Origin of the sequence: Streptomyces durmitorensis, assembly GCF_023498005.1 — a bacterium.
Classification (GTDB): Bacteria; Actinomycetota; Actinomycetes; order Streptomycetales; family Streptomycetaceae; genus Streptomyces; species Streptomyces durmitorensis.
On sequence record NZ_CP097289.1, the window covers coordinates 7,855,357 to 7,882,312 of the forward strand.

18 protein-coding genes and 3 rRNA genes are annotated in these 26,956 nt (G+C 66.8%); 13 read left to right on the forward strand and 8 right to left on the reverse strand.

Annotated features, from left to right (window positions below; translation table 11 throughout):
- Positions 1 to 13: 13 nt before the first annotated feature.
- The 5 genes from glpK to M4V62_RS35185 form a co-directional block, all read right to left on the reverse strand.
- A complete protein-coding gene (gene glpK, locus M4V62_RS35165) occupies positions 14 to 1,534 on the reverse strand; it encodes a glycerol kinase GlpK (protein WP_249591217.1) in 1,521 nt (506 codons plus the stop codon).
- Positions 1,535 to 1,548: 14 nt separating this feature from the next.
- Positions 1,549 to 2,304 carry an MIP/aquaporin family protein gene (locus tag M4V62_RS35170; RefSeq protein ID WP_249591218.1) on the reverse strand — a complete coding sequence of 252 codons (756 nt, stop codon included), beginning with the start codon at positions 2,302 to 2,304 and terminating at the stop codon, positions 1,549 to 1,551.
- Between the two features lie 396 nt (positions 2,305 to 2,700).
- The gene (locus tag M4V62_RS35175; RefSeq protein ID WP_249591219.1) at positions 2,701 to 3,891 is read right to left on the reverse strand and encodes a lipid-transfer protein; all 1,191 of its coding nucleotides are present in this window, start codon (positions 3,889 to 3,891) and stop codon (positions 2,701 to 2,703) included.
- Positions 3,888 to 4,340 carry a Zn-ribbon domain-containing OB-fold protein gene (locus tag M4V62_RS35180; protein ID WP_249593142.1) on the reverse strand — a complete coding sequence of 151 codons (453 nt, stop codon included), beginning with the start codon at positions 4,338 to 4,340 and terminating at the stop codon, positions 3,888 to 3,890. The genes M4V62_RS35175 and M4V62_RS35180 overlap by 4 nt, the downstream gene beginning before the upstream one ends.
- A gap of 102 nt (positions 4,341 to 4,442) precedes the next feature.
- Complete coding sequence (locus M4V62_RS35185; protein WP_249591220.1) at positions 4,443 to 5,249, reverse strand: M15 family metallopeptidase; 807 nt, start codon at positions 5,247 to 5,249, stop codon at positions 4,443 to 4,445.
- A gap of 85 nt (positions 5,250 to 5,334) precedes the next feature.
- On the opposite strand from M4V62_RS35185, the gene M4V62_RS35190 reads away from it, so the two are divergent.
- A complete protein-coding gene (locus M4V62_RS35190; RefSeq protein ID WP_249591221.1) occupies positions 5,335 to 5,892 on the forward strand; it encodes an NUDIX domain-containing protein in 558 nt (185 codons plus the stop codon).
- Here M4V62_RS35190 and M4V62_RS35195 read toward each other — a convergent pair.
- The gene (locus M4V62_RS35195; protein ID WP_249591222.1) at positions 5,883 to 8,264 is read right to left on the reverse strand and encodes a glycoside hydrolase family 31 protein; all 2,382 of its coding nucleotides are present in this window, start codon (positions 8,262 to 8,264) and stop codon (positions 5,883 to 5,885) included. The genes M4V62_RS35190 and M4V62_RS35195 overlap by 10 nt on opposite strands.
- Before the next feature lie 216 nt (positions 8,265 to 8,480).
- On the opposite strand from M4V62_RS35195, the gene M4V62_RS35200 reads away from it, so the two are divergent.
- Entirely contained in the window at positions 8,481 to 10,463 is a 1,983-nt protein-coding gene (locus tag M4V62_RS35200) for an acetoacetate--CoA ligase (RefSeq protein ID WP_249591223.1), read from the forward strand.
- Positions 10,464 to 10,540: 77 nt separating this feature from the next.
- The gene (locus tag M4V62_RS35205) at positions 10,541 to 11,434 is read left to right on the forward strand and encodes a hypothetical protein (protein ID WP_249591224.1); all 894 of its coding nucleotides are present in this window, start codon (positions 10,541 to 10,543) and stop codon (positions 11,432 to 11,434) included.
- A gap of 60 nt (positions 11,435 to 11,494) precedes the next feature.
- Here M4V62_RS35205 and ptsP read toward each other — a convergent pair whose 3' ends face one another.
- Entirely contained in the window at positions 11,495 to 13,165 is a 1,671-nt protein-coding gene (gene ptsP, locus M4V62_RS35210; protein WP_249591225.1) for a phosphoenolpyruvate--protein phosphotransferase, read from the reverse strand.
- Between the two features lie 77 nt (positions 13,166 to 13,242).
- On the reverse strand, positions 13,243 to 13,692 hold the full coding sequence (locus M4V62_RS35215; protein WP_249591226.1) for a PTS sugar transporter subunit IIA: 450 nt from the start codon (positions 13,690 to 13,692) through the stop codon (positions 13,243 to 13,245).
- A gap of 680 nt (positions 13,693 to 14,372) precedes the next feature.
- Here M4V62_RS35215 and M4V62_RS35220 point away from each other — a divergent pair.
- The 10 genes from M4V62_RS35220 to ftsR all read left to right on the forward strand — a co-directional run bounded on the left by M4V62_RS35220 (position 14,373) and on the right by ftsR (position 26,953).
- Positions 14,373 to 15,897 (forward strand): 16S ribosomal RNA (locus tag M4V62_RS35220).
- Positions 15,898 to 16,205: 308 nt separating this feature from the next.
- Positions 16,206 to 19,329 (forward strand): 23S ribosomal RNA (locus M4V62_RS35225).
- A gap of 91 nt (positions 19,330 to 19,420) precedes the next feature.
- A 5S ribosomal RNA gene (rrf, locus tag M4V62_RS35230) occupies positions 19,421 to 19,537 on the forward strand.
- The 16S, 23S and 5S rRNA genes sit together here, the layout of an rRNA operon.
- A 173-nt stretch (positions 19,538 to 19,710) precedes the next feature.
- Positions 19,711 to 20,319, forward strand: a complete 609-nt coding sequence (clsA, locus tag M4V62_RS35235) for a cardiolipin synthase ClsA (RefSeq protein WP_249591227.1) — start codon at positions 19,711 to 19,713, stop codon at positions 20,317 to 20,319.
- Between the two features lie 113 nt (positions 20,320 to 20,432).
- Positions 20,433 to 22,928: a mannose-1-phosphate guanyltransferase gene (locus M4V62_RS35240; RefSeq protein WP_249591228.1), complete on the forward strand. Its 2,496-nt coding sequence runs from the start codon at positions 20,433 to 20,435 to the stop codon at positions 22,926 to 22,928.
- A gap of 89 nt (positions 22,929 to 23,017) precedes the next feature.
- Entirely contained in the window at positions 23,018 to 23,917 is a 900-nt protein-coding gene (locus tag M4V62_RS35245) for a DUF881 domain-containing protein (protein ID WP_249591229.1), read from the forward strand.
- A complete protein-coding gene (locus M4V62_RS35250; RefSeq protein WP_030794354.1) occupies positions 23,914 to 24,246 on the forward strand; it encodes a small basic family protein in 333 nt (110 codons plus the stop codon). The genes M4V62_RS35245 and M4V62_RS35250 overlap by 4 nt, the downstream gene beginning before the upstream one ends.
- 5 nt (positions 24,247 to 24,251) lie before the next feature.
- A complete protein-coding gene (locus M4V62_RS35255) occupies positions 24,252 to 25,133 on the forward strand; it encodes a DUF881 domain-containing protein (protein WP_249591230.1) in 882 nt (293 codons plus the stop codon).
- 82 nt (positions 25,134 to 25,215) lie between these two features.
- Positions 25,216 to 26,193 carry an FHA domain-containing protein gene (locus tag M4V62_RS35260; RefSeq protein WP_249593143.1) on the forward strand — a complete coding sequence of 326 codons (978 nt, stop codon included), beginning with the start codon at positions 25,216 to 25,218 and terminating at the stop codon, positions 26,191 to 26,193.
- A gap of 16 nt (positions 26,194 to 26,209) precedes the next feature.
- Complete coding sequence (ftsR, locus tag M4V62_RS35265) at positions 26,210 to 26,953, forward strand: transcriptional regulator FtsR (RefSeq protein WP_249591231.1); 744 nt, start codon at positions 26,210 to 26,212, stop codon at positions 26,951 to 26,953.
- The last annotated feature ends 3 nt before the right edge of the window (positions 26,954 to 26,956 follow it).

Below are 26,956 nucleotides of genomic sequence, written 5' to 3' on the forward strand. Positions count from 1 at the left end.
CTCGGCTCCCGGCTCAGCTCGCGCCGTCCTCGTGCCAGCCGAAGCTCCGCTCCACCGCCTTGTGCCAGTTGTGGTACTCGCGCTCGCGGGACTCCGTGTCCATCGCGGGCGTCCACGCGACGTCCTGCTGCCAGTGCGCCTTCAGCTCGTCCAGGTCGTTCCACACACCGGTCGCGAGCCCGGCGGCGTACGCGGCGCCCAGACATGTCGTCTCGGAGACCTTCGGCCGGATCACCGGCACCCCGAGGACGTCCGCCTGATGCTGCATCAGCAGATTGTTCTTGGTCATGCCGCCGTCCACCTTCAGGGTCCGCAGCTGCACCCCGGAGTCCTGGTACATGGCGTCGACGACCTCACGGGTCTGCCAGCTGGTCGCCTCCAGGACGGCGCGCGCCAGATGCGCCTTGGTCACGTACCGGGTGAGCCCGGTGACGACCCCGCGCGCGTCGGAGCGCCAGTAGGGCGCGAAGAGGCCGGAGAACGCGGGCACGATGTACGCGCCGCCGTTGTCGTCCACGCTCGCCGCCAGGGGCTCGATCTCGTCGGCGCTGCGGATGATGCCGAGCTGGTCGCGGAACCACTGCACCAGGGCGCCGGTGATGGCGATCGCGCCTTCGAGGCAGTAGACGGGCGCATCGGAGCCGATCTTGTAGCCCATGGTGGTGAGCAGCCCGTTCTTCGAGGGAACGGGCCGGTTACCGGTGTTGAGCAACAGGAAGCTGCCCGTTCCGTACGTGTTCTTGGCCGTCCCCGTTTCGTAGCAGGCCTGCCCGAAGATGGCCGCCTGCTGGTCGCCGAGGGCGGAGGCGACCGGCACTCCGGAGAGCTGTCCGACCGCCGTGCCGTAGACCTCGGCCGACGACCTGATCTCCGGCAGGATCGCCTCGGGGACGTTCATCGCGGCCAGGATCGACTGGTCCCACTGGAGGGTGGCCAGGTTCATCAGCATGGTGCGCCCGGCGTTGGTGACGTCCGTGACGTGCACGCCGCCCTCCGTGCCGCCGGTGAGGTTCCAGATCAGCCAGGAGTCGATCGTGCCGAAGGCTATCTCGCCGCGCTCGGCGCGGGCCCGCAGACCGGGCACGTTGTCGAGCAGCCAGGCCGCCTTGGGCCCGGAGAAGTAGCTGGCGAGGGGCAGCCCTGTCTGCTCCCGGAACCTGTCCTGGCCGTCCGCGCCGCCCAGTTCGTTGCAGAGCGCCGACGTCCGGGTGTCCTGCCAGACGATGGCGTTGTGCACGGGCTTGCCCGTGGCGCGGTCCCACAGGACCGTCGTCTCGCGCTGGTTGGTGATGCCGAGCGCGCTGACCTGGTCGGCGCGGAGCCCGGCCTTGGCGATCGCTCCCGCGACCACGGCCTGCACCTTGGACCAGATCTCGGTGGCGTCGTGCTCCACCCATCCCGGCTTCGGGAAGATCTGGCGGTGTTCGCGCTGGTCGACGGCGACGATCTCGCCCGCGTGGTTGAAGATGATGCAGCGGCTTGAGGTGGTGCCCTGGTCGATGGCGGCGACGAACTTCTCGGAGTTGTCCGGCATGGCTACCCCTTGAGTCAGAAGGCTACGTTGTAGATGAGGCCTGCGAGCGCTCCACCGATCAGGGGCCCGGCCACGGGGACCCAGGCGTAACTCCAGTCGGACGTCCCCTTGTTCGGGATCGGCAGGAACGTGTGCACGATGCGCGGGCCCAGGTCACGGGCAGGGTTGATGGCATAGCCGGTGGGCCCGCCGAGCGAGAGGCCGATGCCGACCACCAGGAACGCCACGATCAGCACGAGCGTGCCGGACTCGCCGAGGCCCTTGTTGAGGCCGAAGGCGAGCAGCGGAAGCACCAGGGCGATGGTCCCGATGACCTCGGTGAGGAGGTTGGCGACCGGGTTACGGATCTCGGGGATGGTCGAGAAGATGCCGAGGGTGGGCGTCGGCTGGTCCACGCTCCGGCCGTCGTTCGTCTTGCCGCGCGGGACGTTGGCGTTGAACTGCGCGAAATAGACGAGATACGCGAGTGCGGCGCCGAGCATGGCCCCGATCATCTGCCCGAGCACGTAGACCCAGACTTTGCCCCACTCGCCCGTGTCGACGGCGATGCCGAGCGTGACGGCGGGGTTGAGGTGACCGCCGGAGAGCGGCGCGGCGGTGTACGCGCCCGCCATCACGCCGAAGCCCCATCCGAAAGCGATGACGATCCATCCGGAGGCCTTGGCCTTCGAATAGTTCAAGGTGACGGCGGCGCATACGCCGGCGCCGAAGAGAATCAGGATCGCGGTGCCGATGATCTCACCGACGAAGATGTCCCCATTCGAGTACATGGCGGCTCCTAGGGCCTCGCCCGGGGCGGGTGGCCCCGGCTACTCCGTGCTGGGTGCGTTCCACGACTACTGCCTGGCCGTGCTCGGTGACTTCAGCCGAAGGCAGGGGTGTCCCGCGCCCCGCCCGGCTTCCATGGCGAGCGTGCCGTCGCAGTCGAATCGCCCAGAGGGGGATGACCCGCTGAACAGGCCCTTCGTGCAGACCCTTCGCGCGTACAGGGGCCCTGAATGGCGCGGAGCCGAAGTGCGGCGATGCCGACTGACACCGGAAGTGTTCACCGGTGGTGATGGAGCGTCAAGGTCGCGGACGGCAACGGTTAACCGGCGTGAGCGCTTCCCCCACGACACACCCCCGGCCTTCCCCCGTGACAAGCCGTACAGGACCGGTGACAGCACTCAGCGCACGGCGACGACCGAGGAACCGTGCCCGAAGAGACCTTGATTCGCGGTGATGCCCACGCGCGCCCCCGCCACCTGACGCGCCCCTGCCGTGCCCCTCAACTGCCAGGTCAGTTCGCACACTTGGGCAATGGCCTGAGCCGGAACGGCCTCTCCGAAGGAGGCGAGCCCGCCACTGGGGTTGACCGGTATGCGCCCGCCGGGAGCGGTCGCGCCCTCCCGCAGCAGCTTGGCCCCCTCTCCCTCGCCGCAGAGGCCCAGGTCCTCGTACCACTGCAGTTCGAGCGCCGTCGACAGGTCGTAGACCTCCGCGAAGGAGAGTTCGTCGGGCCCGATGCCCGCTTCTTCGTACGCCGCGCGTGCGATGGAGGCGCGGAACGTCCCGTCGGCCGGGTCCACGGCGACCGCGGAGTCCGTCGCGATGTCCGGCAGGTCGAGGACGGTGGTCGGATACGTCGGCGTCACCGTGGACACGGCCCGGATGCGCACCGGGCTGGTCGCGCCGCGGCGTCGCGCGAATTCCATGCTGGAGAGCACGAGCGCCGCGGCACCGTCGGAGGTCGCGCAGATGTCGAGCAGCCGCAAGGGGTCGGCGACGACGGCCGATGCGGCCACGTCATCGGCGGTGACGGTCTTTCGGTAGCGCGCGTTCGGATTGAGCGCCCCCGACGCCGCGTTCTTCACCTTGACCTGGGCGAAGTCCGCCAGCGTGTCGCCGTGCACCGCCATCCTGCGGCGGGCGTACAGGCCGAAGTACGTGGGGTTGGTGGCGCCCAGGACGCGGAACCGCAGCCAGTCGGGGTCGTCGTGCCGGTCGCCGCCCGCGGGCCGGAAGAACCCCTTGGGCGCGGCGTCGGCCCCGACCACCAGGACGACATCGGCGAGGCCCGCCAGGATCTGTGTACGTGCCGTGTTGATCGCCTGGGCCCCGGACGCGCACGCCGCGTACACGCTCGTGACCCGCGCGCCCTGCCAGCCGAGCGCCTTGGCGAAGGTCGCCCCGGCGACATATCCGGGATAGCCGCCGCGCACCGTGTCCGCGCCGACGATCGAGCCCACGTCGCGCCAGTCCACCCCGGCGTCGGCGAGCGCCGCGCGGGCCGCCGCGGTCCCGTACTCGATGAAGCTCCGGCCCCACTTGCCCCACGGGTGCATGCCCGCGCCGAGCACCGCCACCTCGCCGGTCATGCGTCCACCCCCACAGGCCGCCAGTGCCACGTCGTCCAGGTCGTCGCCGAGTCCTCGTCGGCCTCATCTGTCTCATCGGCCTCTTCGAGCACGCCGGGTACGACCTCCACCTCCATGCCGACCTCCAGGTCGGCGGTGGTGACCCCTGGAACCGCCTGGCCGAGCACCACCATGCGCTCCGCCTCCAGCTCCACTGCGATCAACGCGTAGGGCTGCCAGGGAAGTTCCGGATCGGAGGCGTAGGGTGCGGGCGGCCGGTAGCGGCTGTCCGTGTACGACCAGATGCGGCCGCGCGGGGAGAGCGGCACCTCGTCGAGGTCACCGCCCGAGCAGCCGGGATTGCGGCAGAAGCCGTCCTCGCGGGGGAAGAAGACACTGGCGCAGGCCGAGCAGCGTGTGCCCAGAAGGCGGAAGTTGTCTGCCTCCCCGGCGAACCAGTCGGCCACCACGGGAGTACGCGTACGCGACAAGGCTCCTCCACGACACTGGATCTGACGGAACGTCAGAAGTGTGCCACGGGCAACCGGATCGCGTCAGTAGTGCGGCACTCGCTACTTCCCGCCCAGCGAGCGGCGCGTCACGGGAAAGTCGAAGTAGGTGTCGGGGAAGAGCTCGGGCTTGTACGTGAAGTGCCACCACTCCTCGGGAAGGTTCGCGAAGCCGACCTTGGTCAGCGCGCCGCGCAGCAGATCGCGGTTGGCGCGCTGCTTCCCGGTGATCCGGGGGTCGTCCGTGTGGGAGAGGGTGTCGAAACAGTCGAAGCCCGTCCCCATGTCCACGGAGTTGTCCGGGAACCGCTCGGCCTGGGGCCCGAAGCAGGGCTTGAGCGCCTCGCCGGGGATGTACGGACGTGTCGGCAGGGCGGGCAGCTTCACGACCGTCAGATCGAGCGTCGAGCCGCGGCTGTGCCCGGACTTCGCCGCGATGTAGCCGTCCTCGAACAACCGCGACTTGTCGACATGGGGATAGAACTCCGCCTTCATGCGTACGTCGCCGAGGTCCTCGGCCCAGCGCACGAACTGGTCCACCGCCCGCTGCGGGCGGTAACAGTCGTACACCTTCAGGGAGTAGCCCTTGCGCAGCAGCGTGCGCTGAGCCTTGTGCAGTGCCTTCGCCGCGGGCTCCGTGAGGATGCACATCGGCTTCTTGTAGCCGTCGATGGGCTCGCCCACGAAGTTGTGCGGTGTGAAGTAGCGCATCTCCTGGATGATCGTCGGGTCGACGTCGCGCAACGCGACGAACTCATCCGGGGCCTTGGGTTCAGGCTTGGCGTGGGCGGGCGCGGGGGCGGCGGCCACGGCCACGAGGGCGGTGGCGGTGACGGCGAGATTCCGCAGGGCGGGGGCAAGTCCTGTCATGAACCCTGCATTTATCAGGATCCGGCCCCGGAGGGAAAGACCGTCACCGGAGTGATCGGACGGGTGATCGGATACAGTCCGCGGCGTGTCCGCCTCACAGCACCACGCCGACCCCGCATCACAGCACCACGCCGACCCCGCCCCGGGCTCCCACTGTTCGAGCTGCGGGACGCCCTACGGGGAGCACGGCTCCGCCTGGCCCCGCACCTGCGCGGCCTGCGGCACGGTGGCCTACCGCAATCCGCTGCCCGTAGCGGTGGCGGTGCAGCCCGTGTACGACACCAAGGGCACCGCCCTCGTCGTCGTGACCCGGACCATCGCCCCCGCGCGCGGGGGAGTGGCCCTGCCCGGAGGGTTCGTCGACGACCGGGAGGACTGGCGGGACGCCGTCGTCCGCGAGCTCAAGGAGGAGACCGGCATCAGCGCGGCGAGCCGCGACGTCCGCCTCGCGGAGGCGCTCAGCGCACCCGACGGATACCTGCTGCTCTTCGGGGTCCTGCCCGAGCGCCCGGTGGCCGAGCTGCCGGACCCCGCACCGACGGACGAGACCGAAGGCTGGCACCTGCTGCACCGCCCGGCCGAACTGGCCTTCCCGCTGCACACGTCGGTGGTGCGGGCCTGGTTCGAAGGGCGCTACATCTGAGGCTGCGGCAGCCCCCGCACCGTCACCGGCAGCCCGACCTCACCCGCGGCCTCCTCGCCGTCCCGGCCGTCCCGCTCGACCACCACACGCCCGCCGACCCACCGCGCGGCGAACCGCTCGATCTCCGGCTCCTCCCAGCCGTCACCCGCGTCCGCGACCACCAGGCCGCCGCCCGTACGCCCCGGGGCGGGCGCCCACACCTCCAGCTCGAGCCCGCCGTCGGCGCCCCGCACCGGCAGCACCCCGCCGGCCCGCGCGAGCACCGGGATCCGGGACAGCGGCGCCTCCAGGAGCACGTGGGCGGGGCCCTCGTACGCCTGGCCGGTCGCCGTGTCGTACCAACGTCCCGGTGGCAGCCGCACCGTACGGCGAACGGCCCCCGGCTCGAACACCGGCGCCACCAACAGACAGTCCCCGAGCAGGAACGCGTCCTCGCAGTCACGCAGCGCACGGTCCTCAGGATTGCCCCACCACAAGGGCCGCACATACGGCGTACCCGTACGCCGCGCCAGATGCGCGAGTGTCACGAAGTACGGCAGCAGCCGCCTGCGTTCGACGAGCGCCACGCGCGCGTGCTCGAGCACATCGGGACCGAACTCCCAGGGCTCCCTGCGCCCGGCCCGCAGCGCGGCATGCGTACGGAACAGCGGCAGACGCGAACCGAGCTGGAACCACCGCAGATACAGCTCCGGCGACGGGCTGCCGTCGAACCCGCCCACATCAGGACCCGAGTACGGCACACCGCACAGCCCCAGGCCGAGAACCAGCGACAGGGATGCCCGCAGACCCGGCCACCCCGTGGCCACATCCCCGGACCACGTCCCTCCGTAGCGCTGCATCCCCGCCCACCCGGAGCGCGAGAAGAGGAACGGCCGCTCCTGGGGATGCAGTTCGCACAGCCCTTCGTACCCGGCACGGGCCATGCCCAGGCCGTACACGTTGTGCGCCTCACGGTGGTCGCCACCGCGCCCCTCCAGGGCGTGCCGGGCCGAGCGGGGCAGCGTCGGCTCCCCGAAGGCGGCGAAGGACACCGGCTCGTTCATGTCGTGCCAGAAACCCGCGAACCCCTGGGCGAGCCGCTCCTTGTAGAGGCCGCCCCACCACGCCCGCACCCGCGCGTCCGTGAAGTCCGGATACACCGCCTGGCCCGGCCAGACGACCCCGTGCACCGTCCGCCCCGCGGCATCCCGCACGAAGGCGTCCGTCGCCCTGCCGCTGTCGTAGACCTCATTGCCCGGCTCGGCCTTCACGGCGGGGTCCACGATCGACACCAGACGTACGCCGTCAGCGAGCAACTCGTCGGCCAGCTGCGGCAGATGGGGATAGGTCTCCTTGTCGACGGTGAACACCTGATGCGCTTCGTAGTGATCGATGTCCAGATGGACCGCGTCCAGCGGCAGCCCCCGCTCCCGGTAGCCCGCGACGATCCGCCGCACCTCCTGCTCACCGCCGAAGCCCCACCGCGCGTGATGGTGCCCGAGCGCCCACGCGGGAGGCAGCGCGGGCGGCCCGGTGAGCGAGGCCCAGGTGTGCAGCACGCGCGCGGGGGTGCCCACGACGACCCAGCACCGCAGCGGCCCCCCGTCCATGCGCACCTCGCACGCACCCGCCCTGTCGTGCCCGGAACCGGCACCCTCCTCGCCCTCGCGCACCGTCACGGAGCCGTCCCACGTGTTGTCGTGGAACACCAGATGACAGCCGACGTCGGCCACCACGAGCTGCACGGGCATGGTGATGTACAAGGGACCGTCACCGGGCCCGAACGAGCCCCCCGGATCGGTGTTCCACATGCGATACGTCCCGTTCCGCAGCCGCGGCCCCCGCGCGCGGCCCCCCAGCCCGAAGAACCGCGCGTCCGCCGCCACTTGCGAGCGCTGCGACCAGTGCCCCGCGCCTCCGTCGACCGGCTCCCACCAGCGCGGCGGCAGATCGCGGCGCAGCATCAGGCCACCGGGCGTGCGCAGCTCCACGGCGCCGAGCCGCGAGACGACCACCGTCGCCCGCTCCGACACCACCCGCCAGCCGCCCTCCTTGTCCGGTTCGAGGACGGCCCGCGGGTCCGCCTCGGGGCTCCCGCTGACGAGCGCGTGCGAAGGATCGGGCTCCGCACCGTCCCAGCCCCAGAAGATGGCCCCGCCCGTCGTGACCCGCACCCGCAGCTCGGAACGGGCGAACCGCACCACCCCGCCGCCGGGCCCCGGCTCCACACCCGTCACCGGACCGGGCGTCCGCGCGCGCTCGACACCCCGGGGGGCGAGCCCGACCGCGTCCACCCGTCGCCTGCGCCAAGATGACCGCACCGCACGCAACCCCTGCGCCGTACCGACCAAGCTGACCGCCTTCATCGAACGCACCAGGTCACGACCGTTCATGCTGCTCACCCTGCCACCGAAGCAGCCGCGCGTGTGGATCGTTCAACTGCCGTTCACCTGGGGTGACGGCACATAGTCGCCACGCCGACTGTGTGAGGCACACCCTGGTGTCGAAATCGATCACGTGGCATCGTCCCTGTCAGCCGTGTCGCGCGCACAATCCAGCACGCGCGCACCACACACGCATACGACGCGTACAGTCCGGGAGCCGCCCCAATGTCCTCAGCGAACCCCTCGCCGCTCTGGCAGCCCGATCAGGAACGGATCGCCGCCGCGCAGGTCACGCGCTTCCAGGCCTGGGCCGCCGAACACCACGGAGCACCCGCCGACGGCGGCTACGCGGCACTGCACCGCTGGTCCGTGGACGAACTGGACACGTTCTGGAAAGCGGTCACCGACTGGTTCGAGGTGCGGTTCTCGACGCCCTACGCGCGCGTACTCGGCGACCGCTCGATGCCGGGTGCCGAGTGGTTCCCCGGAGCCACGCTGAACTACGCCGAACACGCACTGCGCGCCGCCGAAGACCCCACGCGCATGAGCGACCCGGCTCTCCTCCATGTTGACGAGACCCATGAGCCGGCCACCATGACCTGGGGCGAGCTGCGCCGCCAAGTCGGCTCCCTGGCGGCGGAGCTGCGCGGACTCGGCGTGCGCCCCGGAGACCGCGTCAGCGGCTACGTCCCCAACATCCCGCAGGCCGTCGTCGCCCTCCTGGCCACCGCGGCCGTCGGCGCCGTCTGGACCTCCTGCGCCCCGGACTTCGGCGCCCGCAGCGTCCTCGACCGCTTCCAGCAGGTCGAACCGGTCGTCCTGTTCACCGTCGACGGCTACCGCTACGGCGGCAAGGAGCACGACCGCCGCGACGCCGTCGCAGAGCTCCGCCGCGAACTGCCCACCCTGCGCGCCGTCGTCCACATCCCGCTCCTGGGCACCGAAGCCCCCGAAGGCGCCCTGGACTGGGCCGCCCTCACCGCATCGGACACGGCCCCCGTCTTCGAACCGGTCCCGTTCGACCACCCCCTGTGGGTGCTCTACTCGTCCGGCACGACGGGCCTGCCCAAGGCCATCGTCCAGTCCCAGGGCGGCATCCTCGTCGAACACCTCAAGCAGCTGGGCCTGCACTGCGACCTGGGCCCCGACGACCGCTTCTTCTGGTACACCTCCACCGGCTGGATGATGTGGAACTTCCTCGTCTCCGGCCTCCTCACCGGCACCACGATCGTCCTCTACGACGGCAGCCCCGGCTATCCCGACACCGGCGCCCAGTGGCGCATCGCCGAACGCACGAAGGCCACGCTCTTCGGCACATCGGCGGCGTACGTCATGGCTTGCCGCAAGGCGGGCGTGCACCCGGCCCGCGACTTCGACCTCTCCACCATCCAGTGCGTCGCCACCACGGGCTCCCCGCTGCCGCCCGACGGATTCCGCTGGCTGCACGACGAGTTCGAGGGCACCCCCGGCGGCCTCTGGATGGCCTCGGTCAGCGGCGGCACGGACGTCTGCTCCTGCTTCGCCGGAGCCGTACCGACCCTGCCCGTCCACATCGGCGAGCTCCAGGCCCCCGGCCTCGGCACGGACCTGCAGGCCTGGGACCCCCAGGGCAAGCCCCTCATCGGCGAGGTCGGCGAGCTCGTGGTCACCAACCCGATGCCGTCCATGCCCATCCACTTCTGGAACGACCCGGACGGCAGCCGCTACCACGACAGCTACTTCGACACCTACCCCGGCGTCTGGCGCCACGGCGACTGGATCACCGTGACCTCGCACGGCTCGGTCGTCATCCACGGCCGCTCCGACTCCACGCTCAACCGCCAAGGCGTACGCATGGGTTCGGCCGACATCTACGAAGCCGTCGAACGGCTCCCGGAGATCCGCGAATCCCTCGTCATCGGCGTCGAACAGCCCGACGGCGGCTACTGGATGCCCCTCTTCATCCACCTCGCCCCCGGCGCCACCCTCGACGACGGCCTCCGCGACCGCATCAAGCAGACGATCCGCGCACAGCTCTCCCCGCGCCACGTCCCCGACGAGGTCATCGAGGTCCCCGGCATCCCGCACACCCTCACCGGCAAGCGCATCGAGGTCCCGGTCAAGCGGCTGCTCCAGGGCACCGCACTGGACAAGGCGGTCAACCCCGGCTCGGTGGACAACCTCGACCTGCTCCGCTTCTACGAGGAACTGGCCCGCAAGCGCTCCTGATCCCCCGCCCCAGCGGCCGTTGTCAGTGCCCCCCATTACTCTGAGTGAGCATTGATCGACGGACCGCAGGGGGAACCATGGCTCGCACGCAACACACCACCATGCGACGCGCACTGCGCCGCGAAGTCGCCGGAACCATCGGCCTGTTGGCCGACGAGGACGACTTCGCGGCGATGCGCCGCTACCGCACCTTCACGTTCGACGACCACAAGACCTACCTCCGCCAGGCCGAAGGCCTCCTCAGGTCACTCGCGTCCGAGGGCGGACACACGACCATCGCGCTCTTCGACCCGGAGGAGTACGAGGAATACTGCGCAGAGGCCGGCCTGGACCCGGACGCCCCGGCAAGCCGCACCCGCTTCACCGCAGAGCTCGCCGCCATCGGGCCCACCGTGCCGTACGACGGCCAGCCCCTCTCCGCTCTCCTCCCCGACCTGGTCGACGAGGCGGTCCGCCAGGCCACCTGGGAGTACGCGACGATGCTCCTGGCCCGCCTCGGCACCTGCGCCGTCTGCGGCGAGGACATCGGCCGAGCCGCCTTCGGCCGGGCCGCGGACCTGCTCGTCCAGCTGCTCGACACCTCAGGACCCGGCACCCGCCACCTCGTCTGCAGCGTGCCCGCCGCCCCGGAGACACTCCTCGCCGCACTGCACGCCGCACAGGACACCGAGGGCAACGCGCAACTCGACGAGACCGAAGCTCTGGAATTCACCACGGTCCTCGCGGTCGGCATCGCCACCCACAGCGCCGCGGGCCTGGTCATGCGCACCACCGCGGACGGCAGGCCCGACCGCGTCCAGGGCTGGCGCCTGCACGGCGATCGACTCCTGCCTCTCACCGCGGCCGAGGTCTTCGACGCCTACTGCACCGACGCGGTCTCAGGAGACCTCGTCGCCCCGGAATCCGGCGTCGACTACTGCGCCGCACCACCCATCGGGGACGACGCACCCGAAGAAGGACACCGGCACTGAAAGCCGAGGGGCGCCCCACCCGTACGCGGATGGAGCGCCCCTCACAGACCTGACTCCTGCTTACTCGCCGGACAGAACCGCCTGCGCGGCCTTCCGCGCCTCCTCGGCGCTGTCCGCGGCACGCGCCGCTGCAGCCGCACGCTCGCACTGGGCCAGTGTGTACTTGCCCAGCGTCGCCCGCACGTAAGGAATGGACGCCGCACCCATCGACAGGGAGGTGACGCCGAGACCGGTCAGCACACACGCGAGCAGCGGGTCGGACGCAGCCTCGCCACAGACACCACAGCTTTTGCCCTCGGCCCTTGCCGCGTCGGCGGACAGCGCGACCAGGTCGAGCAGCGCGGGCTGCCACGGGTCCTGGAGCCGGGACACAGCGCCCACCTGACGGTCGGCCGCGAAGGCGTACTGCGCGAGGTCGTTGGTGCCGAGCGAGAGGAACTCGACCTCCTGGAGGATCGAGCGCGCCCGCAGCGCGGCCGACGGAATCTCCACCATGGCACCGAACTTCGCCTGCAGCCCCGCCTCACGGCACGCGTCGGCGAACGCCTTGGCGTCGATGCGGTCGGCGACCATCGGCGCCATGACCTCGAGGTAGACCGGCAGCCCTTCCACTGCCTTGGCCAGCGCCGTCAGCTGCGTACGCAGCACATCCGGGTGCTCAAGGAGCGACCGCAGCCCACGCACGCCGAGCGCCGGGTTCGGCTCATCGCCGGGCGTCAGGAAGTCGAGCGGTTTGTCGGCACCCGCGTCCAGGACACGTACGACGACGCGCCCCTCGGGGAAGGCCTCGAGCACCTTGCGGTACGCGTCGACCTGCTTCTCCTCCGACGGCGCCTTGGTGCTGTCGTCGAGGAAGAGGAACTCGGTCCGGAAGAGACCGACACCCTCGGCCCCGGCCTCCACCGCCGCCGGCACGTCCGCGGGACCGCCGACATTGGCGAGCAGCGGCACCTTGTGCCCGTCGGACGTCGCACCGGGACCGGTCGAAGCGGCGAGCGCGGCCTTGCGCTCGGCGGCCGAGGCCTCGAGCTGGCTGCGCTTCTCCGCGCTCGGCTCGACGAAGATCTCACCGGTGCTGCCGTCCACGGCGACCACCGTGCCCTCGGCCAGCTCACCGGCACCCGGCAGAGCGACGATCGCGGGCACACCGAGCGCCCGCGCGAGAATCGCGCTGTGACTGGTCGGCCCACCCTCTTCGGTGACGAAGCCGAGCACCAGCGCGGGGTCGAGCAGAGCCGTGTCCGCAGGCGCGAGGTCACGCGCGATCAGGACGTAGGGCTCGTCGCTGTCCGGCACACCGGGCATCGGAACCCCGAGGAGCCGGGCGACGATACGATTCCGCACGTCGTCGAGGTCAGCGACGCGACCGGCCATGTACTCGCCGGCGCCCGCGAGGAGCTCGCGGTAGTGGGAGAACGCGTCGTAGATCGCGCGCTCCGCAGAGCTGCCGACGGTGACGCGCCGGTCGACGTCGGCCATGAGCTCGGGGTCCTGGGCGATCATGGCCTGCGCCTCGAGCACGTGCTGTGCCTCGCCACCGGCCAGATTGCCGCGCGCATTGAGATCGGCAGCCACAGCCTCCACCGCCTGGCGGGCGCGCCCCTGTTCGCGCTCCGCTTCCTCCGCGGGAATCTGCTTGGCAGGCGGCTCGAGCACCGCCGTCCCCATGTGCCGAACTTCGCCGATCGCCACCCCGTGGCTCACGCCGACGCCTCGCAGCGTTGTCTCCATTTCACCCGTCTCCGATAGAGCGACGGGCCCAGCCGCCGCGGTGGATGTCCTAGCTGCCGTCAGGGACGGCGATGACGTCACTTCCAGCTGAAGAGAGCGTCCCCAGCCTTTACGTCGCCATCCTCCACGAGGCCGGAGAGGGACTCGGCAGTGGCCTCGAGTGCCACGATCGGACAGACCGGAGACTTGCCGGCCGCCTCGACGGCCGCGGGGTCCCAGCGCACGATGGCCTGACCGCGCTGAACGGTGTCCCCCTTGTTGACGAGCAGCTCGAAGCCCTCGCCATTGAGCTGGACGGTGTCGATGCCCAGGTGCGTCAGCACGCCGTGCCCCTGGTCGTCGACGACCACGAAGGCATGGGGGTGGAGCGAGACGACGATGCCGTCGACGGGGGCGATAGCCTCGGAGGGCTCGCGCACGGGGTCGATGGCGGTGCCCGGTCCGACCATCGCGCCGGAGAAGACGGGATCCGGTACTGCAGAGAGCCCAATGGCGCGTCCGGCAAGCGGGGACGTCACGCTGGTCATGGCAAGCCTCCCAGGGGGTGGAGATTCGTAGCCGCCGTCACTGCCTGTCCTGGACGACGCACTGTTCTGAAGAGTAAGTCATAAAAAGTCCCGGTTCCGCGCGAGAGGTCCCGGATGACTGAGTAGGGGCACTGCACAAACGATTTGCGCCCGCCCAACGCCCCATGTACAGTCGGACTCCTGCCTGAGGCAAGCGACGCGATCAAGCGTCCGGACTCGGCGGCATCTATCAAGTCAGATCCTAATCCCTGGGTCCGCTTCTGCGTGCTCGCAGTCGAGTGGTCAGGGAGCCGAGAAAGTCCTGATAGAGTTTGGAACCGCCGGAAAGGGAAACGCGAAAGCCGAAAGGCCGGAGCGGAAACCTGAAAGGCACCGAGGAAAATCGGACACGAAAGAGTCTGATAGAGTCGGAAACGCAAGAACGAAGAACAAAAAGAAACACCGAAGGGAAGCGCCCGGAGGAAAGCCCGAGAGGGTGAGTACAAAGGAAGCGTCCGTTCCTTGAGAACTCAACAGCGTGCCAAAAGTCAACGCCAGATATGTTGATACCCCGTCTCCGGCCGTCATGGTCGGGACGAGGTTCCTTTGAAGAAAACATCAGCGAGGACGCTGTGAACCGGAAGATTATTCCTCTTCCTGGTTCCGCTCAACGCGGATGCGCACCCGATTACGGGTAAACATTCACGGAGAGTTTGATCCTGGCTCAGGACGAACGCTGGCGGCGTGCTTAACACATGCAAGTCGAACGATGAAGCCCTTCGGGGTGGATTAGTGGCGAACGGGTGAGTAACACGTGGGCAATCTGCCCTGCACTCTGGGACAAGCCCTGGAAACGGGGTCTAATACCGGATGATATCCCCTCTCGCATGGGAGGGGTTGAAAGCTCCGGCGGTGCAGGATGAGCCCGCGGCCTATCAGCTAGTTGGTGAGGTAGAAGCTCACCAAGGCGACGACGGGTAGCCGGCCTGAGAGGGCGACCGGCCACACTGGGACTGAGACACGGCCCAGACTCCTACGGGAGGCAGCAGTGGGGAATATTGCACAATGGGCGAAAGCCTGATGCAGCGACGCCGCGTGAGGGATGACGGCCTTCGGGTTGTAAACCTCTTTCAGCAGGGAAGAAGCGAAAGTGACGGTACCTGCAGAAGAAGCGCCGGCTAACTACGTGCCAGCAGCCGCGGTAATACGTAGGGCGCAAGCGTTGTCCGGAATTATTGGGCGTAAAGAGCTCGTAGGCGGCTTGTCACGTCGGTTGTGAAAGCCCGGGGCTTAACCCCGGGTCTGCAGTCGATACGGGCAGGCTAGAGTGTGGTAGGGGAGATCGGAATTCCTGGTGTAGCGGTGAAATGCGCAGATATCAGGAGGAACACCGGTGGCGAAGGCGGATCTCTGGGCCATTACTGACGCTGAGGAGCGAAAGCGTGGGGAGCGAACAGGATTAGATACCCTGGTAGTCCACGCCGTAAACGGTGGGAACTAGGTGTTGGCGACATTCCACGTCGTCGGTGCCGCAGCTAACGCATTAAGTTCCCCGCCTGGGGAGTACGGCCGCAAGGCTAAAACTCAAAGGAATTGACGGGGGCCCGCACAAGCAGCGGAGCATGTGGCTTAATTCGACGCAACGCGAAGAACCTTACCAAGGCTTGACATATACCGGAAAGCATCAGAGATGGTGCCCCCCTTGTGGTCGGTATACAGGTGGTGCATGGCTGTCGTCAGCTCGTGTCGTGAGATGTTGGGTTAAGTCCCGCAACGAGCGCAACCCTTGTTCTGTGTTGCCAGCATGCCCTTCGGGGTGATGGGGACTCACAGGAGACTGCCGGGGTCAACTCGGAGGAAGGTGGGGACGACGTCAAGTCATCATGCCCCTTATGTCTTGGGCTGCACACGTGCTACAATGGCAGGTACAATGAGCTGCGAAGCCGCGAGGCGGAGCGAATCTCAAAAAGCCTGTCTCAGTTCGGATTGGGGTCTGCAACTCGACCCCATGAAGTCGGAGTTGCTAGTAATCGCAGATCAGCATTGCTGCGGTGAATACGTTCCCGGGCCTTGTACACACCGCCCGTCACGTCACGAAAGTCGGTAACACCCGAAGCCGGTGGCCCAACCCCTTGTGGGAGGGAGCTGTCGAAGGTGGGACTGGCGATTGGGACGAAGTCGTAACAAGGTAGCCGTACCGGAAGGTGCGGCTGGATCACCTCCTTTCTAAGGAGCACTTCTTACCAACTCCGGTTGGTCAGAGGCCACTTCGTCGGCAAATGTTCGACGGTGGTTGCTCATGGGTGGAACGTTGACTATTCGGCACAGTTGGCCAACTCGGGTCGCAAGTACTGTCCTTCGGGGCGTGGAACGCGGAACGTGATGGACGGCTGGGCCGGGCACGCTGTTGGGTATCTGAAGGTATGGCCGTAAGGCAGCCTTCGCTGCCGACCCCGGTGTACTCACTGGTTCCCAGTGGGGTGACGGGTGGTTGGTCGTTGTTTGAGAACTGCACAGTGGACGCGAGCATCTGTGGCCAAGTTTTTAAGGGCGCACGGTGGATGCCTTGGCACCAGGAACCGATGAAGGACGTGGGAGGCCACGATAGTCCCCGGGGAGTCGTCAACCAGGCTTTGATCCGGGGGTTTCCGAATGGGGAAACCCGGCAGTCGTCATGGGCTGTCACCCGCTGCTGAACACATAGGCAGTGTGGAGGGAACGCGGGGAAGTGAAACATCTCAGTACCCGCAGGAAGAGAAAACAACCGTGATTCCGGGAGTAGTGGCGAGCGAAACCGGATGAGGCCAAACCGTATACGTGTGAGACCCGGCAGGGGTTGCGTGTGCGGGGTTGTGGGATCTCTCTTTCACAGTCTGCCGGCTGTGAGACGAGTCAGAAACCGTTGGTGTAGGCGAAGGACATGCGAAAGGTCCGGCGTAGAGGGTAAGACCCCCGTAGTCGAAACATCAACGGCTCGTTTGAGAGACACCCAAGTAGCACGGGGCCCGAGAAATCCCGTGTGAATCTGGCGGGACCACCCGTTAAGCCTAAATATTCCCTGGTGACCGATAGCGGATAGTACCGTGAGGGAATGGTGAAAAGTACCGCGGGAGCGGAGTGAAATAGTACCTGAAACCGTGTGCCTACAAGCCGTGGGAGCGTCGCGTGCAGCACTTGTGCTGTACGTCGTGACTGCGTGCCTTTTGAAGAATGAGCCTGCGAGTTTGCGGTGCGTTGCGAGGTTAACCCGTGTGGGGAAGCCGTAGCGAAAGCGAGTCCGAATAGGGCGATTTAGTAGCGCGCTCAAGACCCGAAGCGGAGTGATCTAGCCATGGGCAGGTTGAAGCGGCTGTAAGAGGTCGTGGAGGACCGAACCCACCAGGGTTGAAAACCTGGGGGATGACCTGTGGTTAGGGGTGAAAGGCCAATCAAACTCCGTGATAGCTGGTTCTCCCCGAAATGCATTTAGGTGCAGCGTCGTGTGTTTCTTGCCGGAGGTAGAGCACTGGATAGGCGATGGGCCCTACCGGGTTACTGACCTTAGCCAAACTCCGAATGCCGGTAAGTGAGAGCGCGGCAGTGAGACTGTGGGGGATAAGCTCCATGGTCGAGAGGGAAACAGCCCAGAGCATCGACTAAGGCCCCTAAGCGTACGCTAAGTGGGAAAGGATGTGGAGTCGCAGAGACAACCAGGAGGTTGGCTTAGAAGCAGCCACCCTTGAAAGAGTGCGTAATAGCTCACTGGTCAAGTGATTCCGCGCCGACAATGTAGCGGGGCTCAAGCGTACCGCCGAAGTCGTGTCATTCCAGCATATAGGGCCAACGCCTGCTGGGATGGGTAGGGGAGCGTCGTGTGCCGGGTGAAGCTGCAGCGGAAGCTAGTGGTGGACGGTTCACGAGTGAGAATGCAGGCATGAGTAGCGATACATACGTGAGAAACGTGTGCGCCGATTGACTAAGGGTTCCTGGGTCAAGCTGATCTGCCCAGGGTAAGTCGGGACCTAAGGCGAGGCCGACAGGCGTAGTCGATGGATAACCGGTTGATATTCCGGTACCCGCTGTGAAGCGTCAAACATCGAGCCCATTAATGCTAAGGCCGTGAAGCCGTCCTGGAGCCTTCGGGCAAAGGGAAGTGGTGGAGCCGCCGACCCAAGGTGGTAGTAGGTGAGTGATGGGGTGACGCAGGAAGGTAGTCCAGCCCGGGCGGTGGTAGTCCCGGGGTAAGGGTGTAGGCCGTGTGATAGGTAAATCCGTCGCACATTAAGGCTGAGACCTGATGCCGAGCCGATTGTGGTGAAGTGGATGATCCTATGCTGTCGAGAAAAGCCTCTAGCGAGTTTCATGGCGGCCCGTACCCTAAACCGACTCAGGTGGTCAGGTAGAGAATACCGAGGCGTTCGGGTGAACTATGGTTAAGGAACTCGGCAAAATGCCCCCGTAACTTCGGGAGAAGGGGGGCCATCTTTGGTGATCGGATTTACTCCGTGAGCTGGGGGTGGCCGCAGAGACCAGCGAGAAGCGACTGTTTACTAAAAACACAGGTCCGTGCGAAGCCGTAAGGCGATGTATACGGACTGACGCCTGCCCGGTGCTGGAACGTTAAGGGGACCGGTTAGTGCACTTTCGGGTGTGCGAAGCTGAGAACTTAAGCGCCAGTAAACGGCGGTGGTAACTATAACCATCCTAAGGTAGCGAAATTCCTTGTCGGGTAAGTTCCGACCTGCACGAATGGCGTAACGACTTCTCGACTGTCTCAACCATAGGCCCGGTGAAATTGCACTACGAGTAAAGATGCTCGTTTCGCGCAGCAGGACGGAAAGACCCCGGGACCTTTACTACAGTTTGATATTGGTGTTCGGTTCGGCTTGTGTAGGATAGGTGGGAGACTTTGAAGCGGGCACGCCAGTGTTCGTGGAGTCAACGTTGAAATACCACTCTGGTCGTGCTGGATGTCTAACCTGGGTCCGTGATCCGGATCAGGGACAGTGTCTGATGGGTAGTTTAACTGGGGCGGTTGCCTCCTAAAGAGTAACGGAGGCGCCCAAAGGTTCCCTCAGCCTGGTTGGTAATCAGGTGTTGAGTGTAAGTGCACAAGGGAGCTTGACTGTGAGACCGACGGGTCGAGCAGGGACGAAAGTCGGGACTAGTGATCCGGCGGTGGCTTGTGGAAGCGCCGTCGCTCAACGGATAAAAGGTACCCCGGGGATAACAGGCTGATCTTCCCCAAGAGTCCATATCGACGGGATGGTTTGGCACCTCGATGTCGGCTCGTCGCATCCTGGGGCTGGAGTCGGTCCCAAGGGTTGGGCTGTTCGCCCATTAAAGCGGTACGCGAGCTGGGTTTAGAACGTCGTGAGACAGTTCGGTCCCTATCCGCTGTGCGCGTAGGAATATTGAGAAGGGCTGTCCCTAGTACGAGAGGACCGGGACGGACGAACCTCTGGTGTGCCAGTTGTCCTGCCAAGGGCATGGCTGGTTGGCTACGTTCGGAAAGGATAACCGCTGAAAGCATCTAAGCGGGAAGCCTGCTTCGAGATGAGTATTCCCACCCCCTTGAGGGGTTAAGGCTCCCAGTAGACGACTGGGTTGATAGGCCAGATCTGGAAGCCCGGCAACGGGTGGAGGTGACTGGTACTAATAGGCCGAGGGCTTGTCCTCAGTTGCTCGCGTCCACTGTGTTGGTTCTGAAACCACGAACAACCCCGTATGTCGGGCTACGACTACGGTGCGGTTGACAGTTTCATAGTGTTTCGGTGGTCATAGCGTGAGGGAAACGCCCGGTTACATTCCGAACCCGGAAGCTAAGCCTCACAGCGCCGATGGTACTGCAGGGGGGACCCTGTGGGAGAGTAGGACGCCGCCGAACTCAATTTATAGCCGTGGTCCCTGGACTTTATTGTCCAGGGACCACGGCTTTTTGTGTTTCTGGACCCTTTCCGGGCTCTTTCTGGGCCTTGACTACCCCTCTGCACCGCCGGCTGACAACTGAGGGTAAGGTCAGGGGGCATCATCGGCTCGTTTCCCACAGGAGGCCCCCGGGTGGAGGTCCAGGAGACTCGCGTCCAGACGGACCGAGTCCTCACCATCCCGAACATCCTCAGCATGGCGCGTCTCCTTGGCGTACCCCTCTTCCTGTGGTTGATCCTCAGGCCGGAGTTCGGCGGGCCCAAGAGTGACCACTGGGCGCTCCTTGTGCTGATGCTGAGCGGCATCAGTGACTATCTCGACGGCAAGCTGGCCCGCCGCTGGAATCAGATCAGCAACCTCGGGCGGTTGCTCGACCCCGCGGCCGACCGGCTCTACATTTTGTCGACATTGCTCGGGCTCACGTGGCGGGAGATTCTTCCGCTGTGGCTGACCGCGGTGCTGCTCCTGCGCGAGCTGGTTCTGCTGGTGATGGTCGGGATCCTCAGGCGTCACGGCTATCCGCCGCCCCAGGTGAACTTCCTGGGCAAGGCCGCCACCTTCAACCTGATGTACGCCTTTCCACTACTGCTCCTCAGCGACGGAAGTGGCTGGATCAGCACTCTCGCTGCTATTTTCGGATGGGCGTTCGCAGGATGGGGTACAACTCTGTACTGGTGGGCAGGGATCCTCTACGTGGTTCAGGTCCGCCGACTTGTCCGTGCGGACGCCACGGCCGATTGAGCTTGCCGATTGGGCAGCTGTAGAGGCTTGCAGTCCCGTAAGCGACATTCACGGGACTATTTTGGCGGGCTAAGTCGGCTAGATCGTCGTCTATTGAGGAGGACGCTTCCGACATGAAGGCCGTCGTAATGGCCGGAGGCGAAGGCACGCGCCTTCGCCCTATGACCTCGAGCATGCCCAAGCCGCTCCTGCCTGTGGCCAACAGGCCCATCATGGAGCACGTGCTGCGGCTGCTCAAGAGGCATGGGCTCACCGAGACCGTAGTAACAGTCCAGTTCTTGGCTTCCCTGGTCAAGAATTACTTCGGCGATGGTGAAGAGCTCGGAATGGAGCTCACCTATGCCAATGAGGAGAAGCCACTCGGCACTGCCGGGAGTGTGAAGAACGCCGAGGAAGCGTTGAAGGATGATGCGTTCCTCGTGATCTCCGGTGATGCTCTGACAGATTTCGATCTGACCGAGCTCATCAACTTCCACAAGGAGAAGGGTGCGCTTGTCACCGTCTGCCTGACGCGCGTTCCCAATCCGCTGGAATTTGGCATCACCATCGTGGACGAAGAAGGAAAGGTCGAGCGCTTCCTGGAGAAGCCGACCTGGGGGCAGGTCTTCTCCGACACGGTGAACACGGGCATCTACGTGATGGAGCCCGAGGTCTTCGACTATGTCGACGCCGACGTGTCGGTGGACTGGTCCGGCGACGTCTTCCCCCAGCTCATGAAGGAAGGCAAGCCCGTCTACGGGTACATCGCCGAGGGCTATTGGGAGGACGTCGGCACGCACGAGAGTTACGTCAAGGCTCAGGCCGACGTGCTGGAGCGCAAGGTCGACGTCGAGCTCGACGGCTTCGAGATCTCGCCCGGTGTGTGGGTCGCCGAAGGGGCCGAGGTGCACCCGGACGCCACGCTGCGTGGGCCGCTCTACATCGGCGACTACGCGAAGGTCGAGGCCGACGCCGAGATTCGCGAGCACACGGTGGTGGGCTCGAACGTGGTGGTCAAGACGGGTGCGTTCCTGCACAGGGCCGTCGTGCACGACAACGTCTACATCGGCCAGCACAGCAACCTGCGGGGCTGTGTCATCGGCAGGAACACCGACATCATGCGGGCCGCCCGCATCGAGGACGGTGCCGTCATCGGCGACGAGTGCCTCGTCGGTGAGGAATCGATTATCCAGGGCAATGTCCGGGTCTACCCGTTCAAGACGATCGAGGCCGGCGCATTCGTCAACACCTCCGTCATCTGGGAGTCCCGGGGCCAGGCCCATCTCTTCGGTGCGCGCGGAGTCTCCGGGATCTTGAACGTGGAGATCACGCCGGAGCTGGCCGTGCGGCTTGCGGGGGCGTATGCCACGACCCTGAAGAAGGGCTCGACCGTCACCACCGCCCGTGACCATTCGCGAGGCGCCCGTGCGCTGAAGCGAGCGGTCATCTCGGCCTTGCAGGCCAGCGCCATCGACGTACGAGACCTGGAGAACGTACCGCTGCCCGTGGCGCGGCAGCAGACGGCTCGGGGCAGTGCCGGCGGGATCATGATCCGGACGACGCCAGGGGTTCCGGACTCCGTCGACATCATGTTCTTCGATGCGCGCGGGGCCGACCTCTCGCAGGGGAGCCAGCGGAAGCTGGACCGGGTGTACGCGCGCCAGGAGTACCGGCGGGCCTTTCCCGGGGAGATCGGGGACCTGCACTTCCCGTCCAGCGTCTTCGACTCCTACACCGGTTCGCTGCTGCGCAACGTCGACACCACAGGTGTGGCCGAGTCCGACCTGAAGGTGGTCGTGGACGCGTCCAACGGAAGCGCGGGCCTCGTGCTGCCGAGCCTCCTCGGACGGCTGGGCGTCGACGCGCTGACCATCAACCCGGGTCTCGACGAGTCGCGTCCGACCGAGACCCGTGAAGCGCGCAGGTCGGGGCTTGTGCGGCTGGGCGAGATCGTGGCCTCGTCGCGTGCCGACTTCGGTGTGCGGTTCGACCCTGTGGGCGAGCGGCTTTCGCTCGTCGACGAGAAGGGGCGGATCATCGAGGACGACCGTGCGCTGCTCGTCATGCTCGACCTGGTCGCCGCGGAACGCCGCAGTGGGCGGGTCGCGCTGCCGGTGACGACGACGCGCATCGGCGAGCAGGTGGCCGCGTACCACGGGACCCAGGTCGACTGGACGACGACGTCGCCCGACGATCTGACGCGCGTGGGGCGTGACGAGTCGACGATCTTCGGTGGAGACGGCCGGGGTGGATTCATCATTCCGGAGTTCAGCAGCGTCTTCGACGGTGCGGCCGCCTTTGTGCGGCTCATCGGCCTCGTGGCGCGTACACAGCTCACGCTCAGCCAGATCGACGCGCGCATCCCGCGCGCCCACGTCCTGAAGCGTGATCTCGCGACGCCGTGGGCGGTCAAGGGGCTCGTGATGCGGACCGTGGTCGAGGCGGCGGGGGAGCGGTCGGTGGACACGACCGATGGCGTCCGGGTCGTGGAGACCGATGGCCGGTGGGTGCTGGTGCTGCCGGACCCCGCCGAAGCCGTCACCCATTTGTGGGCCGAGGGGCCCGACGACGCCTCCGCCCAGGCGTTGCTCGACGAGTGGTCCGCCGTGGTGGACAGCGCCGGTCGCTGACCGGTGGCGTGGGCCGGACGGCACCTGTGAGAGGTGCCGTCCGGCACGCCGGTGGGGCCATTCGGAGGTAACGCCCGCGACGTGCGACGATGTGCGGCATGCCGCAGCAGCCCCCCGTTCGGAGCACCCCCTCGCGCCCCCGGCGCCCGGACGCCTCCATGTCGCTGCTGACCACGGTCATGGACCACAGTCTGGACGAGGGGTACGCCGAGGCAGCGGCCCGCAAGAAGGCGAAGGGCCCCTCTCAAGTGCCGCGTCCTCTTCGGGCGAAGCTCGGCCTCGCACTCGGACTTGTGCTCGCGGCCCTGGTGGTGACGGTGGGAGCCGCGCAGGCGCGGATAGCGGCTCCGGTCGTCGCCAAGGAGCGTGCGGAGCTCATCGACCGCATCGAGTCGGCGACCTCGGACGCCGACGAGCTCGAAGGTGACGTCGAGACGCTTCGCGACGATGTGGGCGAACGGCAGCGCGAGGCGCTGAAGAAACACGGGGGTAGCCAGGGCGAGTTGGTGTCCCTGCTCTCCGGTGCCACCAAGGTCCATGGGCGCGGTGTGAAGCTTGTGGTGGACGACGCCAAGGAAGCCGACCAGGGCGGGGGCGGGCCGCGGGAGAGCGCGGGGTTCTCCGACACCGGACGGGTGCGCGACCGTGACATGCAGCGGGTCGTCAACGGTCTGTGGCAGTCCGGCGCGGAGGCGATCGCCATCAACGACCAGCGGCTGACGGCGCTGTCGGCGATCAGGGCCGCGGGTGACGCGATACTGGTCGACAACAAGCCGCTCGTGCCGCCGTATACGGTGCTTGCCGTGGGTGACGGGCAACGCTTGAGCACGAGATTCCAGAACAGTCGCGACGGTCAGTATCTGCATGCTCTGCAGGAGAACTTCGGCGTACGGACCAGCATTTCCGTCCAGGAAGACGTCCGACTGCCGGCAGCACCGAGTGTGACCGTACGTACAGCAGAGCCGAAGGCAGGAAAGGGCACATCGTGATCGCCGTACTGGGCCTCGTCGTGGGAGTCGTGGCCGGATTGTTGGTCCGGCCCGAGGTTCCGGCCGTGGTCGAGCCGTACCTTCCGATCGCCGTGGTGGCGGCACTGGACGCGGTGTTCGGAGGCCTGCGCGCGATGCTCGACGGGATCTTCGACGACAAGGTCTTCGTGGTGTCGTTCCTCTCGAACGTGGTCGTGGCCGCCCTGATCGTGTTCCTGGGCGACAAGTTGGGCGTGGGCGCGCAGCTCTCCACCGGTGTCGTGGTGGTGCTCGGCATCCGGATCTTCTCCAACGCCGCCGCCATCCGCCGACACATCTTCAGGGCGTGACGCGGATGGGTACGGACGAGACGCCCGGGGGCGAGAACCGGGGCAAGGAGCTTCCCGCCGAGGTGCACGGCGCCAAGCCGGCGGAGCCCGTGCAGGGACCGGCGCCCGAGCCGGACGAACAGCAGGACAAGCAGCACGACAGGCAGCAGGACGAGCAGGCGTCGCTCAGCGGCCGTCAGCGGCTCGCGGAGGGGCTGTGGCCGCCTCGCGTCACGCGCCCCCAACTCATCGTCGCCCTGCTGCTGTTCGTGCTGGGGCTCGGTCTGGCCATCCAGGTGCGGTCCAACAACGACAGCAGCGCGCTCCGTGGCGCACGTCAGGAAGATCTCGTACGCATCCTCGATGAACTGGATGACCGTACAGAGCGTCTGGAAAGTGAGAAGCAGCGTCTCGAGGACCAGCGCACCGGGCTCGAGAACAGCTCGGACCAGGCCGAGGAGGCCCGCAAGCAGACGGTCGAGAAAGAACGTCAACTCGGCATTCTGGCGGGCACCGTGGCCGCGCAGGGTCCTGGCATCACGCTGACCATCGATGACAAGAAGGGTTCGGTTGAGGCGGACATGCTGCTCGACGCCATTCAGGAGTTGCGCGCCGCGGGTGCCGAGGCCATCCAGATCAATGACGTACGCGTAGTGGCCAACACCTATCTGTCGGATACGGACAGTGGTGGTGTCCGGGTGGACGGCCGCAAGGTCGGCAAGCCCTACCGGTTCAAGGTGATCGGCAAGCCGCAGGACCTCGAGCCGGCACTGAACATCCCAGGTGGCGTGGTGCAGACTCTGGAGAAGGAGCAGGCCACCGTCACCGTGACGCGAGCGGAGAAGATCGTGGTGGACGCCTTGCGAGCGGCGAAGCGGCCTGACTACGCTCGGTCGTCGTCCCAGTGAGGCGGGGGTGCATGGGGGCCGCCGGTCGAGGGCATGAGGTTGCGGGGGGTCGGCGCACCGTAAGCGTGGTGCGTGGTGGAAACTGTTTGGCGGGTGCGGACGTTGTGAGGATGTCTGTGCTGCCGATGTACGCCGGTGTGTGCAATCAGGGTTCGTCCTGCCCCACGGGCGGGTCTGTTTCGGTCAAGGGGAATCGCCCGTGAAGTTGTTTGCGAAGTTGTTCGGCAAGAGCGCACGTGAGGACAGTGGCAACCCCGCCACTGCCCGGCACCGTGCCCCGCGCCATGGAGATGCCGAGGGATCCGAGGGACAGGGCGCCGAGCGCCCGATGTTCCGTGACCAGGTCGGTGGGCCAGGCGGTGACATTTCGGGCGCGCAGGGCGCGTCGTCTGTTGACCCTGCCGGTCCGGGCCGCATAGGTTTCGGAGAACCGTCAACCTCAAGTACGGGTGGAGGGTTTACCCCCGATCCGTACGCATCGAATGCCCCCGCGGGGCAGCCGCGGCAGGAGGATCCGTCCATGGCCCTGGTGTGTACGAGGTGCGGGAACCGCAACGCCGAGGCGAGCCGGTTCTGCTCCAACTGCGGCGCGCCGCTGCGGGCCGGGGCCGCGCCGGAGCGTCCCTCCGAGACGACCTCCACCATCTCCATCTCGGGCCTGGAGGCCTACGACGCAGAGGTGACGGGGCAGACCGCCTCGCCCGCTCTCTCGCCGGAGGCCCAGGCCGCCGTTGACGCACTGCCGCTCGGCTCCGCGCTCCTCGTGGTGCGCCGGGGTCCGAACTCGGGCAGCCGCTTCCTCCTGGACGGCGAGCTGACCACGGCGGGGCGTCACCCGCAGAGCGACATCTTCCTGGACGACGTGACCGTGTCGCGCCGCCACGTGGAGTTCCGTCGTCTCGGGGACGGTTCCTTCACCGTCGCCGACGTGGGCAGCCTCAACGGCACGTACGTCAATCGGGAGCGCATCGACTCGGTCGCGCTGTCGAACGGCGACGAGGTGCAGATCGGCAAGTACCGGCTGGTCTTCTACGCGAGCCAGCGGGGCATCGGTATCTGACCTGTCAGGAAGGTCCATGCTTCAAACACCGAGGGGCGGTGCCGGGAACGGCACCGCCGCCGAGGACCGTCGGCTGATGAGCATCGGCGCTGTGTTGAACGCGCTGCGTGACGAATTTCCCGAGGTCACGATCTCCAAGATCCGCTTCCTGGAGTCGGAAGGGCTCATCGAGCCGGAGCGCACGCCCTCCGGCTACCGAAAGTTCAGCCCGCAGGACGTCGAGCGGCTCGGTCACGTCCTGCGGATGCAGCGGGACCACTATCTGCCGCTCAAGGTCATCCGGGAGCACCTGGACGCCCTGGAGCGCGGAGAACGGGCCCCTCTGCCCTCCCTGGGGCAGCCACGCGAGCCGGGTGACGCCTGGGGCGTGAGTGACGCCGATGAGCCCACCGCTGCCCGGGTGGGCCGTGCCGAGCTCCTTGCCGCCGCCGAGATCGACGCGGAGCAGCTCGCGGACTGGGAGACGTATGGGCTCATCGTGCCCTTGCCGGACGGCGGTTACGACGCGGAGGCCGTCACCGTGGCCGCGCTCGTCGTCGAACTCGGGCGGTTCGGCATCGAGCCCAGACATCTGCGCGCCATGAAGTCGGCGGCGGAACGCGAGGCCGGCCTCGTCGACCAGGTCGTGGCGCCGCTGCGCAGGCACCGTAATCCGCAGACCAGAGCCCATGCGGAAGCGCGTACGAAGGAACTCGCGGGGCTGACAGGAAAGCTGCATTCTGCACTGGTGCAGAGTGCGCTCGGAGTGCGGTTGCCCTGACTC

Coding starts and splice junctions, on each gene's coding strand:
- ptsP (WP_249591225.1), bottom strand. CDS start 13,165: ATGGAGACAACGCTGCGAGGCGTCGGCGTGAGCCACGGGGTGGCGATC.
- M4V62_RS35255 (WP_249591230.1), top strand. CDS start 24,252: ATGGGTACGGACGAGACGCCCGGGGGCGAGAACCGGGGCAAGGAGCTT.
- M4V62_RS35240 (WP_249591228.1), top strand. CDS start 20,433: ATGAAGGCCGTCGTAATGGCCGGAGGCGAAGGCACGCGCCTTCGCCCT.
- M4V62_RS35185 (WP_249591220.1), bottom strand. CDS start 5,249: ATGACAGGACTTGCCCCCGCCCTGCGGAATCTCGCCGTCACCGCCACC.
- ftsR (WP_249591231.1), top strand. CDS start 26,210: ATGCTTCAAACACCGAGGGGCGGTGCCGGGAACGGCACCGCCGCCGAG.
- M4V62_RS35245 (WP_249591229.1), top strand. CDS start 23,018: ATGTGCGGCATGCCGCAGCAGCCCCCCGTTCGGAGCACCCCCTCGCGC.
- M4V62_RS35215 (WP_249591226.1), bottom strand. CDS start 13,692: ATGACCAGCGTGACGTCCCCGCTTGCCGGACGCGCCATTGGGCTCTCT.
- M4V62_RS35175 (WP_249591219.1), bottom strand. CDS start 3,891: ATGACCGGCGAGGTGGCGGTGCTCGGCGCGGGCATGCACCCGTGGGGC.
- M4V62_RS35170 (WP_249591218.1), bottom strand. CDS start 2,304: ATGTACTCGAATGGGGACATCTTCGTCGGTGAGATCATCGGCACCGCG.
- M4V62_RS35205 (WP_249591224.1), top strand. CDS start 10,541: ATGGCTCGCACGCAACACACCACCATGCGACGCGCACTGCGCCGCGAA.
- glpK (WP_249591217.1), bottom strand. CDS start 1,534: ATGCCGGACAACTCCGAGAAGTTCGTCGCCGCCATCGACCAGGGCACC.
- M4V62_RS35200 (WP_249591223.1), top strand. CDS start 8,481: ATGTCCTCAGCGAACCCCTCGCCGCTCTGGCAGCCCGATCAGGAACGG.
- M4V62_RS35195 (WP_249591222.1), bottom strand. CDS start 8,264: ATGAACGGTCGTGACCTGGTGCGTTCGATGAAGGCGGTCAGCTTGGTC.